Raw genomic sequence first — 17,019 nt, forward strand, 5'->3', positions numbered from 1 at the left:
TGGCCCGCACACGCATGATGCAGCGCTCCGACCTGGCCGAATCTGAGCTTGTGTGCGACATCTCGCGAATTTTTCGACCACACGCTCAGGTTGGCGCGGTTGCGCTACCGCATCGCTTCCTCGAAGTCGGCGATCAGGTCGTCGGTGTCCTCGATGCCTAGCGAGATGCGGGCGAACCCGTCGCTGACCGCATCTCCCCAGCGGGCGCGCCTGTCCACCGACGTGTGGATTCCGCCGAAACTGGTCGACGCGATCACCAGCGCGCTGCGCTCGACCAGCGTGCGCACGGCCGCGGCATCTTCGAGTTCCACTGCGACGAGCCCGCCGTAGCGTTTCATCTGCTGCGTGGCGATCGGATGCGACGGATCGTCGGGCAGACCTGGATACCGCACGGACTTCACTGCGGGATGCGCGCGCAGCATCACCGCGAGCGCCTGCGCGTTCTGGCATTGCCGCTCGAACCTCAGCCCCGCGCTGCCGAGGCTGCGCAACACCAGCCACGCCTCGAACGCACCGAGTATGGGCCCGGCGAGCAGCCGGTCGCGTTCGAGGGCCTGCATCAAATCGGGTTGGCTGCCCGCGACATAGCCGGCGAGTAAATCACTGTGCCCCGAAAGGGCTTTCGTTGCGCTGGCCACCACGAGATCGGCGCCCAAGGACAGTGGCTGCTGGCCGAGCGGCGTGGCGGTGGTGTTGTCGACGATCAACGTGGCGCCGCGGCCGCGGCAGTTCATCGCGAGATGGTGCAGATCGACGACATCCAATTCGGGGTTGGACGGCGTCTCCGCCAACACCACGTCGGCGTCCGCAGAGGCCTCGCACATGTTCGTGGTGGGCGCTTCGACCACCGTAACACCCTGCGGTGCAAGGTATTCCGCGGCATAGCGGCGGACTTGGTAATAGCCGTCGGCGGGCACCACCAGTTTGGTGCCGGGTTTGGCGAGCACGCGCAGCGCCGAGGTGATCGCCGCCATCCCGGATGCGAACGTCAACGCCGTTGCCGCGCCTTCCAGTTCGGACAGTGCCGATTCCAATTGGCGCCACGTCGGATTGGAACTGCGACCGTAACTATCCAGTGATTCGGTCTCGTCGGGCGACAGGTGATATGCCGAAGCCGGCACAGGCGGCGGTGTGACTGGACTGCCAGGAATCGCTTCCGAGCCAACGGCTTTGACGCTGCGGGTGGAATCGCCGTACGTGCCGTCCATGAATCTACTCCGGCTTCGTGCTGCGCCCCAGCAGCAGGGCGACCGCCTCGTCGACCGACAACCCTTTGTGGCAGACGCGCTGCACCGCATCGGTCAGCGGCATCTCGACGTCGTAACTTTCCGCAAGCGCGAGCACCGACTCGCACGAGGTGACGCCCTCTGCGATGTGGCCGCCCGCGGCCGCCAGCGCCGACTCCATGGTGCCGCCCCTGCCCAGGCGCTCGCCGAACGAACGGTTGCGTGAATGCGGGGACGTGCACGTGGCCACCAGGTCCCCGACACCGGCGAGGCCGGCCATGGTTGCGGGTTTGGCGCCCAACGCGATTCCCAGCCGCATGATCTCGGCGAGGCCGCGCGTGATGATCGCCGCCGCGGTGTTCTCCCCCAGTCCGACACCGGCGGCCATGCCGCATGCCAACGCGATGACGTTCTTGCATGCACCGCCGACTTCGGCACCGATCACGTCGGCATTGGTGTACGGACGGAAGTATCCGGTCGACAGCGCCCGCTGCAGCGTCACCGCCCTGCCCGAGTCGCTGCACGCGACAACGGTGGCCGCTGGTTGTTCTTCGGCGATTTCGCTTGCCAGGTTCGGGCCGGTGATCGCAGCGACGCGCGATGGGTCAGCTCCTGTCACCTGCACGATGACTTGGCTCATCCTCATCAACGTATCCAGCTCGATGCCTTTGGCCAGGCTCACCAGCGTGACGTCGTCGCCGATCAGCTCTCGCCAGCCCGTGAGGTTGGTCCGCATCGTCTGCGACGGCACCGCGAACAACACTGTGCAGGCACCGGCCAGCGCGTCGGCCGGATCGCTGGTCGCGCGGATCGACTTCGGCAGCTCCGTATCACCTAGATAGGAGGTGTTGCGTTGTGTGTCGTTGATCTCGTCGGCCAATTCGGGACGACGCGCCCACAATCTGACGTTGTTACCTGCATCAGCCAGCACCTTCGCCAGTGCAGTCCCCCATGCACCGGCCCCCATCACCGCCGCCTCGACCACCGCTTCACATTAGTTGACCGGTCGAGGGGGCTGGCAGGATGGCGCTCATGAGCGGCACCGGAACCGGCGACGTCGCAGATGTGGCGCTGGTGATCGCCGTCAAGCGATTGACTGCGGCCAAGACCCGCCTGGCCCCTGTCTTCTCGGCGGCGACCCGCGAGAACGTGGTCCTGGCCATGCTCATCGACACCATCACCGCCGCCTCGGCCGTTCCCGCGCTGCGCTCCATCACCGTCGTCACCCCCGACGAGGTTGCCGCGGCTGCCGCGCGAGCGCTTGGCGCACGCGTGCTCGTCGACCCGACGCCCGACGGGCACCCCAATCCGTTGAACAACGCCCTGGCGGCAGCCGAAAGCGCGGCCCGGCTCGAGACGCCGAATGTCGTTGCGCTGCAAGGTGATTTGCCGGCCCTGCAGACGCAGGAGCTCGCGGAGGCGATCGCCGCGGCCCGCGGCTACCCGAGAAGCTTCGTCGGCGACCGGCACGGCACCGGAACCAGTGCGCTGTTTGCCTTCGGCGTCGGACTCGACCCTCAATTCGGCCCTGATTCGGCTCAGCGCCATCGACATTCAGGAGCCATCGAGCTGACAGGTGCGTGGCCGGGCCTGCGGTGTGACATCGATACCCCCGACGACCTGCTGATGGCCCGCCGCCTCGGCGTCGGCACCGCAACGGCGCAGGCCATCGGCCGCCCGAGATGAACAGCAGGCGACGGGATGCACCACGGCGGTAGCCGGGTAGCTGCTCAATAAGGAATCATCGGAAACATGACAGAAGCCGAAGCCCAGATCCGACCCGACGGCGCGGACTTGGTCGACTCGGCGCCAGAGGCACCACCGGCTGCCACGTCGCCGGCCGTTGAGAACCCGCTGCCCGACGACAGGTACCTCAACCGCGAGTTGAGCTGGCTCGACTTCAACGCCCGGGTGCTCGCACTCGCGGCCGACACCTCATTACCGCTGCTCGAACGAGCGAAGTTCCTGGCGATCTTCGCGTCGAACCTCGACGAGTTCTATATGGTGCGCGTCGCCGGCCTGAAGCGTCGCGACGAGATGGGGCTTTCGGTGCGATCAGCCGACGGCCTGTCACCGCGCGAGCAGTTGCGGCGCATCAACGAGCGCACCCAGCAGATCGCCAACCGGCATGCGCATGTGTTCCTCGACTCCGTGCGACCAGCGCTGGCCGACGAAGGCGTTGTCATCGTGACGTGGAACGAACTCGACGACGACGAACGGTCGCGTCTGTCGACCTACTTCCACGAACAGGTCTTCCCGGTGTTGACGCCGTTGGCCGTCGACCCGGCGCACCCGTTCCCGTTCGTCAGCGGGCTGAGCTTGAACCTCGCCATCACCGTCAAACATCCCGACGACGGTGGACAGCACTTCGCGCGGGTCAAGGTACCCGACAACGTCGACCGGTTCGTGGAACTCGCACGCCGCGAAGGCAGTTCCGACGTCGTGCGATTCCTGCCGATGGAAGAGTTGATCGCCGCGTTTTTGTCGGTGCTCTTCCCTGGCTTGGATGTCGTCGAGCATCACGCGTTCCGTATCACGCGTAACGCAGATTTCGAGGTCGAAGAGGATCGCGACGAGGATCTACTGCAGGCGCTCGAGCGAGAACTGGCGCGGCGCCGCTTTGGGTCGCCCGTTCGTCTCGAGGTGTCCGACGACATGACCGAGAGCATGCTCGAGTTGCTGTTGCGCGAACTCGACGTCGACCCTGGCGATGTGATCGAAGTGCCTGGGCTGCTCGACTTGTCGTCGCTGTGGCAGATCTACGGCGTCGACCGCCCCGCGCTCAAGGATCCGCCATTCGTACCCGCGACACCGCCGGCCTTCGGTGAACGCGAAACACCCAAGAGCATCTTCTCCACGCTTCGCGACGGCGATGTGCTGGTGCATCACCCGTATGACTCGTTCTCCACCACGGTGCAGCGATTCATCGAGCAGGCCGCGGCCGATCCCAACGTGTTGGCGATCAAGCAGACGCTGTACCGCACCTCCGGTGACTCACCGATCGTCAACGCGCTCATCGATGCGGCGGAGGCCGGCAAGCAAGTTGTTGCACTCGTTGAGATCAAGGCCCGCTTCGACGAGCAGGCCAACATCAAGTGGGCCCGCGCGTTGGAACAGGCGGGCGTGCACGTGGTCTACGGCTTGATCGGACTCAAGACGCACTGCAAGACGTGCTTGGTGGTGCGGCGCGAAGGCTCGACCATCCGGCGGTACTGCCACATCGGCACGGGCAACTACAACCCGAAAACCGCGCGACTATATGAAGATGTCGGCTTGCTGACCGCCGCACCCGACATCGGCGCCGACCTCACCGATCTGTTCAACTCGCTGACGGGTTACTCCCGCAAGGAGTCTTACCGCAACCTGATGGTGGCGCCCTACGGGGTGCGCAAGGGCATCATCGAACGCATCGAGCGAGAAATCGCCGCCACCCGTGACGGGGCGGAGGGCCGCATTCGGATGAAGGCCAACGCGTTGGTCGACGAGCAGGTGATCGATGCGTTGTATCGCGCTTCTCAGGCGGGTGTGAAAGTAGAAGTGGTGGTGCGCGGCATCTGCGCGCTGAAGCCAGGCGCGCAGGGATACTCGGACAACATCGTCGTTCGCTCGATTCTCGGCCGATTCCTCGAACACTCGCGGATTATTCACTTCCGCGCCATCGACGAATTCTGGATCGGCAGCGCCGACATGATGCATCGTAATCTCGACCGGCGTGTCGAAGTCATGGCTCAGGTGAAGGATCCGAGGCTGACCGCTCAACTGGACGAGGTGTTCGACTCCACGATGGATCCCGCGACACGATGCTGGGAACTCGGTGCCGACGGGCACTGGACAGCGTTGCCGAGTGCGGGCGAGACCGTACGCGACCATCAGGTTTCGCTGATGGAACGCCACCGACATCCGTGACCGAACAGACCAGCATGACGGCCCGTCGGGCCCGGATGACCTGCAGGAGTTGAGGTGCCGAAGGAACTGTCATCGGATGCTGTCCCGGTGAGCAAGGCTGTTCTCGCAGCCGGTGCGGTGCTGTGGCGGCACAACGGCGACCCGTCGGCGCCAGAAGTGGCGATCATCCACCGCCCCCGCTACGACGACTGGTCACTACCCAAGGGCAAGGTCGATCCCGGCGAGACCGAACCCGTGACGGCCGTGCGGGAAGTACACGAGGAAACCGGTTATGCGTCGATCCTCGGCAGGCGACTCGCCGCGGTCAGCTATCCCGTCGAGCAGGGCACCAAAAAGGTGCGGTACTGGGCGGCGCGCAGAGTCGACGGGGAGTTCAGTCCGAACGCCGAAGTCGACGAACTCAAGTGGCTTCCCGTCGCCGAGGCATTGAAGCACCTGGAGTATCCACACGATCGAAAAGTCTTGCGCCGCTTCGCAAAACAACCCGTCGACACCAAGACCGTGTTGATCGTGAGGCATGGGACTGCCGGCAGCAAGTCGCGGTACAAGGGCGACGACAGGAAGCGACCACTGGACAAGCACGGCCGCGCACAGGCCGAGTCGTTGGTCGGTGTGCTGCTGTCGTTCGGCGCCGATACGCTCTACGCCGCCGACCGCGTCCGGTGCCATCAGACGCTCGAACCGCTCGCCGAAGAACTCGGCGCCACGATCGCCGGCGAGCCCGCGTTGACCGAAGAGGCATACGCTGACAATCGAAAAGCGGCCAGACACCGGATCCTCGAAATCGCGGCGGCCGGTGGGACGCCCGTCATCTGCACCCAGGGCAAGGTGATTCCCGATCTGATCGCATGGTGGTGCGAGCGGGACGGAGTCCGCCCTGACAAGTCGCGCAATCGCAAAGGCAGCACGTGGGTGATGTCATTGACCGATGACCGCTTGATCGCCGCCGACCATATCGGCAGCCCGCTGGCCTCTAAGAAGTAGTGCCCTGCTGAGTTAGAGCCAAAGTCCGCGACGTTCCGCTGAACTCACCACACACAGACACGCCGCGGGCCAGGTGACCCACGGCGTGCCCGATGACGAAATTTAGCGACGGCCGCGCTTGGCCGGAGCTTTCTTCGCTGCCTTCTTGACTGCGGCCTTCTTGACAGCCTTCTTGGCGGCGGTCCGCTTCACTGCCTTCTTCGCGGCAGTACGCTTCACGGCCTTCTTGGCTGCGGTCCGCTTCACTGCCTTCTTGACGGCAGTCCGCTTCACGGCCTTCTTGACTGCGGCCTTCTTGACGGCCTTCTTCGCGGCAGTACGCTTCACGGCCTTCTTGACTGCGGCCCGCTTCACTGCCTTCTTAACGGCCGCCCTCTTCACGGCCTTGCGGGCGCCGCCCGCGGTTGCGCCACGTTTCACTGCTGGTCCTTCCGCCGGGAGTTTTTGTGCGCCAGAGATAACCGCTTTGAACTGAGCGCCGGGCCTGAAGGCCGGCACGGATGTTGGCTTGACTTTCACGGTCTCGCCGGTACGCGGGTTGCGCGCGACACGAGCGGCACGACGGCGCTGTTCGAAAACACCGAAGCCGGTAATGGTGACGCTGTCACCCTTTTGAACCGCACGCACGATGGTGTCGACGACGTTCTCCACCGCATCAGTTGCCGACCGACGATCCGAGCCCAATTTCTCCGTGAGTACGTCGATGAGCTCCGCTTTGTTCATGCAAAACCTCCGAAACCAGTGGTCCTCTTTGGACCGACTAGAGGACACGGTAAACCCAATGACCACTGATTTCCAAGAGCCACGCGCAATTTCAAGCGAAACTAGCGAACTTTCTTGCCCCCCTTGGACTCCTGTCGAGGGCCCCGAGAAGCGGGTGAAAGGCGGCGATTTCGGCTCGCCGGAGCCATTGAGTCACGCGGGCAGAGTGCGCGGTTTCCAGTTCGGCCGACGCGCTTCGTAGGTCTCGATTTCATCGAGTTTCCGCAGCGTAAGACCTATATCGTCAAGACCCTCGAGCAATCGCCAGGCGGTGTAATCGTCAATCTTGAACGGCAGCATGACCGTTCCCGCGACGATATTCCGATCTTGAAGGTTCACAGTGATTTCCACCCCCGGCTGCTCCTCAATGAGCTTCCACAGGAGTTCCACATCATCTTGCGCTACTTCGGCCGCCAACAGTCCCGCCTTGCCCGCGTTGCCGCGAAAAATATCGGCGAATCGCGATGAGATGACCACCCTGAAACCGAAGTCCATCAGCGCCCAGACCGCATGTTCGCGTGACGAGCCGGTGCCGAAATCGGGTCCGGCCACCAACACTGAGCCCTTGTCGAAAGGCGGCAGATTGAGCACGAAAGACGGATCGTTACGCCAGGCCGCGAATAGGCCGTCCTCGAAACCTGTTCGGGTGACCCGCTTCAAATAGACGGCGGGGATGATTTGGTCGGTATCCACATTCGACCGGCGCAGTGGAACGCCGATACCTTTGTGCGTGCGAAACGCTTGCATGACGATCTCCTATTACTGAGTCAGGTCGGCAGGGGACGACAGCTTGCCGCGCACCGCAGTGGCTGCAGCGACTGCAGGCGACACCAGATGGGTGCGACCACCCTTGCCTTGCCTGCCTTCGAAATTTCGGTTCGATGTCGACGCGCAACGTTCACCGGGCGACAGCTGGTCTGGATTCATTCCAAGACACATGGAGCAACCGGCTTGGCGCCATTCCGCGCCTGCCGCGGTGAAGATCTCCCCGAGCCCCTCTGATTCGGCCTGTGCGCGCACACGCATCGAACCCGGCACAATCAGCATCCGCACCCCGTCGGCCACCTTGCGTCCGCGCAGAACGTCGGCGACGACGCGCAGATCCTCGATCCTGCCGTTGGTGCACGACCCGACGAAAACTGCGTCCACCGCGATGTCGCGCATCGCCGTGCCGGGACGAAGATCCATGTACGCCAACGCTTTTTCGGCCGATTGCCGTTCAGATTCGTCGAACATCAGCTCCGGGTCCGGGACCGAATCCGACAACGGAACACCCTGTCCTGGGTTGGTACCCCACGTGACGAAGGGGCTCAGCGTGGCCGCATCGAGATACACCTCGGTGTCGAATTCAGCGCCTTCGTCGGTGCGCAATGCCAGCCATGCGGCGACCGCTGCGTCCCATTCCGCACCCTTCGGTGCATGCGGGCGGCCGCGCAAGAATTCGAACGTGGTTTCGTCCGGTGCCACCATGCCGGCGCGCGCGCCGGCTTCGATGCTCATGTTGCAGATCGTCATCCTGCCCTCCATCGAGAGCGATTCGATGGCGCTGCCGCGGTATTCGATGACGTGGCCCTGTCCCCCACCGGTGCCGATTTTCGCGATCACCGCGAGAATGATGTCCTTCGCGCTCACTCCGGGCGGCAGTTGGCCGTCCACATTGACGGCCATGGTCTTGAACGGCCGCAGTGCAAGGGTCTGTGTTGCGAACACGTGCTCGACCTCGGATGTGCCGATGCCCATCGCGAGTGCACCGAATGCGCCGTGCGTCGACGTGTGGCTGTCACCGCACACCACTGTCATGCCGGGCTGCGTCAGTCCCAACTGCGGACCGATGATGTGCACGATTCCTTGTTCGGCGTCGCCCATCGGATGCAACCGGATGCCGAACTCTTCGCAATTTCGACGCAGCGTCTCGACCTGTGTCCGCGATATCGGGTCGGCGATCGGTTTATCGATGTCGACCGTCGGCACATTGTGGTCTTCGGTGGCGATCGTCAGGTCGGGCCTGCGCACCGTGCGGCCGGCCAGCCGGAGCCCGTCGAAGGCCTGCGGGCTCGTCACCTCGTGAATGAGGTGCAGGTCGATGTAGATCAAGTCGGGCTCGCGGCCCGCGCCTTCGCCTGCTCCATGGGCGACGACGTGGTCCGCCCACACCTTTTCTGCCATCGTGCGCGGCGTGTCGACACTGGTCATACTTGACTATCTCACAATCTGGGACGTTAGTATCTCCTTGTGAGACAGGATAGCGGCATCGGCGTGCTGGACAAAGCGGTGGGTGTGCTGCACGCGGTGGCTGAATCGCCGTGCGGGCTGGCCGAGCTGGTCGAGCGCACGGGCCTGCCACGCGCGACCGCCCATCGGCTGGCCGCAGGCCTGGAGGTGCACCGACTGCTGAGTCGCAACGGCGACGGCCTCTGGCGGCTCGGCCCAGGGTTGACCGAATTGGCGGGACAGGTGAACGACCCACTGCTTGCCGCAGGCGCCGTCGTGCTGCCGCGGCTGCGGGAAATCACCGGCGAGAGCGTGCAGCTTTACCGCCGCGAGGGCACCGCCCGGATTTGTGTTGCCGCACTGGAACCGCCTGCGGGGCTTCGCGATACGGTTCCGGTGGGTGCCCGGCTGCCGATGACGGCCGGGTCGGGCGCCAAAGTACTACTGGCATACGCCGACGCGGCGACCCAGCAGGCGGTGCTGCCCGCAGCGATGTTCACCGATCGCGCTCTTGCCGAAGTTCGCAAGCGCGGGTGGGCGCAAAGCGCCGCCGAACGCGAACCAGGCGTTGCAAGCGTGTCGGCCCCTGTGCGCGATGGCCGCGGCACGGTGATCGCCGCAGTCTCGGTGTCCGGGCCGATCGACAGGATGGGACGCAGGCCCGGCGCCCGCTGGGCGGCCGACCTGTTGGCAGCCGCGGACGCGCTGACCCGCCGCCTTTGAATTGAATTCAACTGGCGCCGATCGCCAAAATCGGCCCTCTACCCGGCCATTTACGGTAGCGTCAGCTACGCGGACCACAACGGCGATGGCCCACTCGCCGGGTTGGAGGCGGGGCGATGACCGTATGCAATCGCAAAACTCTTCGCGCCCTCGGCATCCGTCTGCTGATCGCCGCGATGTCCGCCGCGGTCGTTGCCGTTGCCGCCCAACAAGTCCCGCCAAAATCTGTGGCGCGCAATGTCGTTGAGACGGCAAGCATTGTTGAGGAACCGAGCGTTGTCGGCATCGCAGACTCGAACCTGTACAACCAGTCACAGGCCGACATCGACCGAACCCTCGACACCCTTCAAGCGATGGGCGTGCAAAACGTTCGAATCGTCATCCCGTGGGCAGGCGTGCAACCGCTCAACTTGCCGTTCTACAACTGGGCCAACGTCGATCGAATGGTCAATGCGGCGTCCGCGCGCAACATGGGTGTGTTGGCCGTCCTCAATTCCACGCCGGCATGGGCCAGCAACAGATATTTGAGCGGGCATCCCGACCCCAACGATTTCGCGGAATTCGCAGGCTTGGTCGCTGACCGGTACCAAGGCGACATCGCGGCTTACGAGGTCTGGAACGAACCGAACGCGATCACGTTTTGGAACCCCGTCGATCCGGTGGCCTACACCGAACTGCTGAAAGCGGGCTACACCGCGATCAAGGCGGAGGATCCCAACGCGGTAGTCGTCGGTGGCGTGGTTGCGTCGCTTTTCACCGCAGGCAACGTCACGATCAACCCGCAGGATTTCATCGCCGCGATGTATGACGCAGGCGCCAAGGGCTACTTCGATGCGATCTCATTCCATCCGTATCACTTCTCGTTGGAGTTCTCCGAGGGCAACAACCATCCGCTGTCGGCCGAGCAGCAGGTCGAAGAGATGCGGCAGGTCATGCTCGAGCACGGTGACGGTGCCTTGAAGATCTGGGCGACCGAATACGGCATGCCGACCTCTGCGCTTTCGACCGGTGAGGTCGTGACCGAAGAACAGCAGGCGGCGTTCATCGAGGATTTTCTGCACGCCTGGCAGAACGTGGACGGCGCGGGTCCTGCCTTCATCTATACCTTCCGCGATTCGTTCAGCGGCGATCCGGACATTCAGAAGAACTTCGGCATCTTCTATACCGACTGGACGCCGAAGCTCGCCGCTCAAGTCATCGCGCAGTTCGCCGGAGGTCAGCTCCCGGAGCGCCCGGACCGCCCGCTCATTGACGCGGCGTTGGCGATCACGCGTGCGATCGTCAACGCGGCGTCTCGCGTGATCCACGCGGGCGCCCAATTGTTCGCCGCCGCAGTCGATGCGACGGTCAAGGTGATCGCCGGATTGGTCGATCTGGGTGTCCGCGTGGTCAAGGGCTTGGCCACCGCGACGGTTGCAGTGATTTCCGGTGTGGTCGACGCGATCGGCCGTGTCATCGACTCAATAGGCGATCGCGTCAGACCCGACGACGCCGTGTCCCCCGCCACGACAGCGCTGCACGTCCCCACCGCTATGACCGCGGATACGGCCAAAGTATCCGTCACCACGCAGCGCCATGCGTCTTCGGCAGCCAAGCCGGATTCGAGTACGAACATCGCCGATACCAAACCGGCAGCGGTAGAAGGAGATAACGACTCCGGCACCCCCAAAGCCGAAGTCACCGCCAAAACCGATGCCAATGCCAATGCCGACACAACCGACACTGCTGGCTCGAAGCCCGATCGCGATGCTGTCGACAAGCCGGCCGACAACCTAGCGGCTGCACCGAAGGAGGACCCGACGCCGAAGAAGGGTGCGGAGTCATCCGCCAACGCGAACGACGACGTGACGAAGCCGAACGATCGGGACGCCGAGCAGGGCACCAAAGATCCGATAAAGCAGCCCTGAACCCGGCTCTCAGCGGAGACACAGCGACAGCTGTTCGGCTGTGTCGACTCGCGGGAGGGCCTATCGTTTTCCGCTAAGCCAGGCGATACTTCAGCTTGGGGGCACGCACCACAGATCTGATGGGGGTCAGAATCTTTGTCGTCGCAATCATCTCGGTGGATTGCCACCGCACGCCTGCTGCGGCGTGCCGGCTTCGGCGCGACCGGGCCGCAGATCGACGCGGTTGCGAATCAGGATTGGTCGATCTACCTCGACCAGGCGTTGGGCCTCGATCCCGATGCCGACCCAGGAGCAGTGGCCACACCGCGTCCGATGCCCGTCACCCCTGACATGCCCGACGACAACGCGGGCGACGCCGCGTTCAACGAGTTCAGCAGCACCCTGTCGGATCAAATGACCGAGTTGACGTCGTGGTGGGTGCGGCGGATGGCCGCGGTGAACGAACCGGTACACGAGAAGCTCACCCTGGTGTGGCACAACCACTTCGCGACCTCGGCGCAGAAGGTGCCTGCCGCCGAATGGATGGGACACCAGAACCAGAAGCTGCGCACGCTCAAACTCGGCGATTTCCGCACGCTGGCCTACGCAATGCTGACCGACGCGGCAATGCTGTTCTGGCTGGACGGCGTTCGAAACAGCGCAGGCGCGGCCAACGAGAACCTGTCGCGTGAGTTCATGGAGCTCTTCACCCTCGGACACGGAAACGGTTACACAGAACGCGATGTCAAGGAAGGCGCCCGCGCACTAACCGGCTGGTTCATCGGTCCCGGCGGCAAGGCCGACATCTCACCCACCCATCACGACAGCACGCCGAAGACAGTCATGGGTGTGGCAGGCGATCTCGACGAAGCCAATTTCTGCGACATCGTTCTCGGCCACCCGAAGTCAGCGCAGTTCGTCGCCACCAAACTGTGGCGAATGCTCGCCTCCGACACCGATCCGTCCACGGCGACGCTCGACCGCCTCGTGTCGGCCTATGGCCAAGGGCGCGATCTCAAAGCTTTGACGAAGGCGATCCTGCTCGACCCCGAATTCTCCGACCGCGCAGGCACCGTGGTGAACACCCCGATCGAATGGCTGATCGGCGTCATCCGTTCGCTCAAGGCGCCCATCGATGATCCCGATCTGCTAGACGCCATCGTCGTCGCGCTGACGGTGATGGGTCAGCGGCCCTTCTATCCGCCGAACGTCGGTGGTTGGCCCAGCGGCCAGGCGTGGCTGTCGACCAGCAGTATCTCGGCGCGGGCGTGGGCCGCCGACAAGTTCACCAAATCCGGTGACCTGTCTGTCGTTGAGCAATCCGCTCAGGGTGACCGCGTCGACGCCGTGGGGTATCTGCTCGGGATCGGCGCGTGGACCGATCGGACTGCGGCCGCACTCAAGCCTCTTGTCAACGATCCGCAGCAGTTGGTAGCCGCCGCGGTCAACACACCCGAATACCTGACGTCGTAACGAGATTCGATGGCCGAGTTCAACCGCAGGAAGTTTCTGATCGCCAGCGCCGGAGCAGGCGCGGTGGGAGTGTTGGGCGGGGTGGGTGCGCTGACTCTTCCGGACCTGCTGCACCGCACTCAAAATCAGCCCCCGCTCGCGGCCGACAGCGGCATCCTCGTGATCGTCACACTGTACGGCGGCAACGACGGACTGAGCACGTTGATTCCCTACGCAGACAATGCCTATCACGACGCAAGACCCGAACTGTCTTATGCGCCCGGCGAAGTCCTGCACCTAGACGGTCAACTGGGTCTGAATCCGGCGCTACCAGGGCTGAATTCGTTATGGTCGGAAAACCAGCTCGCGATCGTGCGAGGCGTGGGATATCCGAAACAGGACCGCAGCCATTTCCGGTCGATGGACATCTGGCAGACAGCGTCTGTCGACGAGCCCGTGAAGACGGGGTGGATCGGCCGCTGGCTGGATGCGACAGGCGACGATCCCCTGCGCGCGGTCAATGTCGGAGCCGTGCTGGCGCCGTTGGGAATTGGGCAAAAGCACGTGTCGGCAGCCCTCTCCAACTGGGTCCCGCCAGTGCCCGACGACATCGCCAAAACGCTGGAGGCGCTGAGCAAGGACGACCCGAGGGACACCGCGGCGATGGCCGCAGTGTGCGAGGCGTACCGGGCCAACAGCAAGACGACACCCGAGTTCGCACGGGTCGTCAAGGGCGCGACCCCTGGTGCCGAAACGACGGGCAGCGGTAACGCACAGACATTGGCGGCCGACCTCGATCTGGTGGCCACCTGCATCAAGGCCGGGGTGCCGTCGCGGGTGTACATGGTTTCCCTTGGCGATTTCGACACCCATGCCGACGAGCGTGCCGCACACCAGTCACTGCTGAAGGTTCTCGACGACGGCCTGACCACCTTCCTGCAGCACATGAGAAGCAGCAGCTTCGGCAACAACGTGGTCGTCATGGCCTACTCGGAGTTCGGGCGGCGGGTAGCGGCCAATGCGTCTGCGGGCACCGACCACGGCACGTCGGGACCGGTCTTCATCGCAGGCGTACACGTCAAGGGTGGCTTCTACGGCGACGAGCCCAGCCTGACCGACCTCGACGACGGGGACCTGAAGACGACGACCGACTTCCGCGACATCTACCACGAGCTGCTGCACAAGACGCTGCGCGCAGATCCGGAGCGGGTGGTCGGTTCTGGCAGAAAAGACATCGGATTCCTGTGAAGAATCCGATTTTGTAGCCCCGATGGGATTCGAACCCACGCTACCGCCGTGAGAGGGCGGCGTCCTAGGCCGCTAGACGACGGGGCCAGAACCGGATTGCCAGCATAACGCACGGGGTTACGCGGACCTAATCCGTTACAGACGCTGGGGTACCAGGACTCGAACCTAGAATGGCTGAACCAGAATCAGCTGTGTTGCCAATTACACCATACCCCATTGGCTGCCTATAACCGCAGGTCACAGGCTGTTTTCGGACCGGCCAAGCGGAGAGATGCTCCCGCCGCCTGTTGTATCGGGCCGACGTGCAGACTACCAAAGATTTCAGGCTGTCTTTTCACGCCTCCGCCGTGGCGGCGGCCGCCGCGTGGTCTCTGCCCGCGCGCAACCGCTGCAGGCTGCGATCGCGGCCGAGCAGTTCCAGCGACTCGAACAACGGTGGGCTGATCGACGCGCCCGTTGCGGCCACCCGGATCGGACCGAAGGCCTTTCGCGGCTTGAGCGCCAAGTTCTCCAACAGCGCCACCTTGAGCGCAATTTCGATCTTGGCCGTGGTCCATTCCCCGACGTCCTCTAGCGCTGCGATCGCTGCGTCGAGCACCGGGGCCGCATCACCGCGCAGCTCCTTGCCTGCGGCCTTCTCATCGAGCTGGTATTCGCCGTCGTTGAGGAACTTCAGCAGATCCCACGCATCGCCGAGCACGACAATTCGCGTCTGCACCAGACTGGCCGCCTCTGCGAACTGCGCGGCGTCCAGACCGGTCTCGTGACCGTGAGCTAGGAAATACGCGCCAAGGCGTTCGGCGAAATCGTCCGCACTGAGCAGCCGGATGTGTTCGGCGTTGATCGCGTCGGCCTTCTTCTGGTCGAAACGCGCGGGGTTGGAGTTGACGTTGACGACGTCGAATGCGGCGACCATCTCGTCGAGGCTGAACACGTCGCGATCCTCGGCGATGCCCCAGCCGAGCAACGCCAAGTAGTTCAACAGACCCTCGGGGATGAAGCCGCGCTCGCGGTGCAGGAACAGATTCGACTGCGGATCACGCTTGGACAGCTTCTTGTTGCCCTCGCCGAGAACGCTTGGCAGATGCGCGAACTCAGGAACACGCTCGGCCACGCCGATGCGGATCAGCGCCTGGTACAGCGCGATCTGACGCGGCGTCGACGGCAACAGATCCTCACCGCGCAGCACATGCGTGATTTTCATGAGTGCATCGTCGACCGGATTGACCAAGGTGTACAACGGATCTCCGCTGGCGCGCGTCAGCGCGAAATCCGGAACGGTCCCCGCGGCGAAGGTGGTGTCGCCACGCACGAGGTCGTGCCAGGTGATGTCTTCGTCGGGCATTCGCAACCGCACGACGGGAGCGCGTCCCTCGGCGACGAACCTTGCCCGTTGCTCATCTGTGAGGGTTCGGTCGAAGTTGTCGTAGCCGAGCTTGGGATTTCGGCCTGCGGCGATATGCCGGGCCTCGACCTCCCCCGGCGTCGAGAACGCCTCGTAGGCTTCGCCGGCATCAAGCAGTCGCTGCACGATGTCGCGGTAGACGTCACTGCGCTCGGACTGCCGGTACGGCGCATACGGGCCGCCGATATCCGGACCCTCGTCGTAGTTCAGTCCCAGCCAGCTCAGCGCGTCCAGCAACGCCAAATAGCTTTCTTCGCTGTCACGTTCGGCGTCGGTGTCCTCCAGCCGGAACACGAACGAGCCACCAGTGTGGCGCGCGTACGCCCAATTGAACAACGCGGTGCGGATCAACCCGACGTGCGGCGTGCCCGTGGGCGACGGGCAGAACCTTACCCTTACGGTCATCACTTTCCTTTGCGCACAACAGGATTGCTCAGCGTCCCGATGCCCTCGATGGTAACGCTGACGGTGTCGCCGTCCTCGATCGGCCCGACACCCTCCGGTGTTCCGGTGAGGATGAGATCGCCGGGCAGCAGAGTCATCACCGCCGAGATCCACTCCACGATTGCGCCGATGTCATGAATCATCAGCGACGTTCGGCTGTGCTGCTTGACCTCACCGTTGACCTCGGTGCGCAGATCCAGATCGGTCGGGTCGAGATCGGTGACGATCCACGGGCCGATCGGGCAGAAGGTGTCATAGCCCTTCGCGCGGGTCCACTGGCCGTCCTTCTTCTGTTGATCCCGCGCGGTGACGTCGTTGCCGATCGTGTATCCGAGGATGTTCTCGGCGGCCCGCGCCGCGGGAACGTCCTTGCACGGGCGCCCGATGACCACGGCCAGTTCGCCTTCGAAGTGCACGGGGTCGGCGTCGGCAGGCATCTGAATCGGCACGTTCGGACCGATGATCGACGTGTTGGGCTTCATGAAGATCACGGGATCGGGGAAGTCGCCGCCGCCCATCTCTGCGACATGGGCGGCATAGTTCTTGCCGATGCAGACCACCTTGCTCGCCAGAATCGGCGCCAGCAGGCGCACATCGGCGAGCGGCCACTGACGACCCGTGAAGTTCGGCGACCCGAAGGGGTGCTCCGCGATTTCCCTGACGACCGCCTCTGCCGGGTCGTCGATGGGTCCTTCGATGCTGACGAAAGCAACTCCGTCGGGGCTGGCGATTCGACCAAGGCGCATGGTCCCAGCCTAGTGGCCGTGGTCGC

At 64.0% G+C, this 17,019-nt stretch carries 14 protein-coding genes and 2 tRNA genes; 7 read left to right on the plus strand and 9 right to left on the minus strand.

Annotated elements, in window-relative coordinates; translation table 11 throughout:
- Positions 1–104 precede the first annotated feature (104 nt).
- The gene (locus tag GGC64_RS04630) at positions 105–1,208 is read right to left on the minus strand and encodes a cystathionine gamma-lyase (protein ID WP_192721257.1); all 1,104 of its coding nucleotides are present in this window, start codon (positions 1,206–1,208) and stop codon (positions 105–107) included.
- Between the two features lie 4 nt (positions 1,209–1,212).
- Complete coding sequence (locus GGC64_RS04635) at positions 1,213–2,193, minus strand: NAD(P)H-dependent glycerol-3-phosphate dehydrogenase (RefSeq protein WP_192722395.1); 981 nt, start codon at positions 2,191–2,193, stop codon at positions 1,213–1,215.
- A 56-nt stretch (positions 2,194–2,249) separates the two neighbouring features.
- Between GGC64_RS04635 and cofC the strand changes: the two genes are divergently transcribed.
- The 3 genes from cofC to GGC64_RS04650 all read left to right on the plus strand — a co-directional run bounded on the left by cofC (position 2,250) and on the right by GGC64_RS04650 (position 6,116).
- Entirely contained in the window at positions 2,250–2,912 is a 663-nt protein-coding gene (gene cofC / locus GGC64_RS04640) for a 2-phospho-L-lactate guanylyltransferase (RefSeq protein WP_192721258.1), read from the plus strand.
- Positions 2,913–2,978: 66 nt separating this feature from the next.
- Positions 2,979–5,132 (plus strand): RNA degradosome polyphosphate kinase, encoded by a 2,154-nt coding sequence (locus GGC64_RS04645; protein ID WP_192721259.1) that lies wholly within the window; start codon positions 2,979–2,981, stop codon positions 5,130–5,132.
- Between the two features lie 54 nt (positions 5,133–5,186).
- Positions 5,187–6,116 (plus strand): NUDIX hydrolase, encoded by a 930-nt coding sequence (locus GGC64_RS04650; RefSeq protein WP_192721260.1) that lies wholly within the window; start codon positions 5,187–5,189, stop codon positions 6,114–6,116.
- 102 nt (positions 6,117–6,218) lie between these two features.
- Here the strand turns inward: GGC64_RS04650 and GGC64_RS04655 are convergent, their stop codons facing one another.
- The 3 genes from GGC64_RS04655 to leuC all read right to left on the minus strand — a co-directional run bounded on the left by GGC64_RS04655 (position 6,219) and on the right by leuC (position 9,071).
- Entirely contained in the window at positions 6,219–6,839 is a 621-nt protein-coding gene (locus GGC64_RS04655; RefSeq protein WP_192721261.1) for an HU family DNA-binding protein, read from the minus strand.
- A gap of 192 nt (positions 6,840–7,031) precedes the next feature.
- Positions 7,032–7,625, minus strand: a complete 594-nt coding sequence (gene leuD, locus GGC64_RS04660; protein ID WP_192721262.1) for a 3-isopropylmalate dehydratase small subunit — start codon at positions 7,623–7,625, stop codon at positions 7,032–7,034.
- Between the two features lie 12 nt (positions 7,626–7,637).
- On the minus strand, positions 7,638–9,071 hold the full coding sequence (gene leuC, locus GGC64_RS04665) for a 3-isopropylmalate dehydratase large subunit (protein ID WP_192721263.1): 1,434 nt from the start codon (positions 9,069–9,071) through the stop codon (positions 7,638–7,640).
- A gap of 39 nt (positions 9,072–9,110) precedes the next feature.
- Between leuC and GGC64_RS04670 the strand changes: the two genes are divergently transcribed.
- The 4 genes from GGC64_RS04670 (at position 9,111) to GGC64_RS04685 (ending at position 14,398) form a co-directional block, all read left to right on the plus strand.
- A complete protein-coding gene (locus GGC64_RS04670; protein ID WP_192721264.1) occupies positions 9,111–9,812 on the plus strand; it encodes an IclR family transcriptional regulator in 702 nt (233 codons plus the stop codon).
- A 116-nt stretch (positions 9,813–9,928) separates the two neighbouring features.
- Complete coding sequence (locus GGC64_RS04675; protein ID WP_192721265.1) at positions 9,929–11,719, plus strand: cellulase family glycosylhydrolase; 1,791 nt, start codon at positions 9,929–9,931, stop codon at positions 11,717–11,719.
- Between the two features lie 135 nt (positions 11,720–11,854).
- Complete coding sequence (locus tag GGC64_RS04680) at positions 11,855–13,171, plus strand: DUF1800 family protein (protein WP_192721266.1); 1,317 nt, start codon at positions 11,855–11,857, stop codon at positions 13,169–13,171.
- Positions 13,172–13,180: 9 nt separating this feature from the next.
- Complete coding sequence (locus tag GGC64_RS04685) at positions 13,181–14,398, plus strand: DUF1501 domain-containing protein (protein WP_192721267.1); 1,218 nt, start codon at positions 13,181–13,183, stop codon at positions 14,396–14,398.
- 14 nt (positions 14,399–14,412) lie between these two features.
- On the opposite strand, the gene GGC64_RS04690 is transcribed toward GGC64_RS04685, so the two are convergent.
- The 4 genes from GGC64_RS04690 to GGC64_RS04705 all read right to left on the minus strand — a co-directional run bounded on the left by GGC64_RS04690 (position 14,413) and on the right by GGC64_RS04705 (position 16,993).
- A tRNA-Glu gene (locus GGC64_RS04690) sits at positions 14,413–14,485 on the minus strand.
- Between the two features lie 57 nt (positions 14,486–14,542).
- A tRNA-Gln gene (locus tag GGC64_RS04695) sits at positions 14,543–14,614 on the minus strand.
- 118 nt (positions 14,615–14,732) lie between these two features.
- Positions 14,733–16,208, minus strand: a complete 1,476-nt coding sequence (gene gltX / locus GGC64_RS04700) for a glutamate--tRNA ligase (RefSeq protein ID WP_192721268.1) — start codon at positions 16,206–16,208, stop codon at positions 14,733–14,735.
- Positions 16,208–16,993: a fumarylacetoacetate hydrolase family protein gene (locus GGC64_RS04705; RefSeq protein WP_192721269.1), complete on the minus strand. Its 786-nt coding sequence runs from the start codon at positions 16,991–16,993 to the stop codon at positions 16,208–16,210. The genes gltX and GGC64_RS04705 overlap by 1 nt, the downstream gene beginning before the upstream one ends.
- Positions 16,994–17,019 lie beyond the last annotated feature (26 nt).

It is taken from the genome of Mycobacterium sp. OAS707 (genome assembly GCF_014873705.1).
GTDB lineage: Bacteria > Actinomycetota > Actinomycetes > Mycobacteriales > Mycobacteriaceae > Mycobacterium.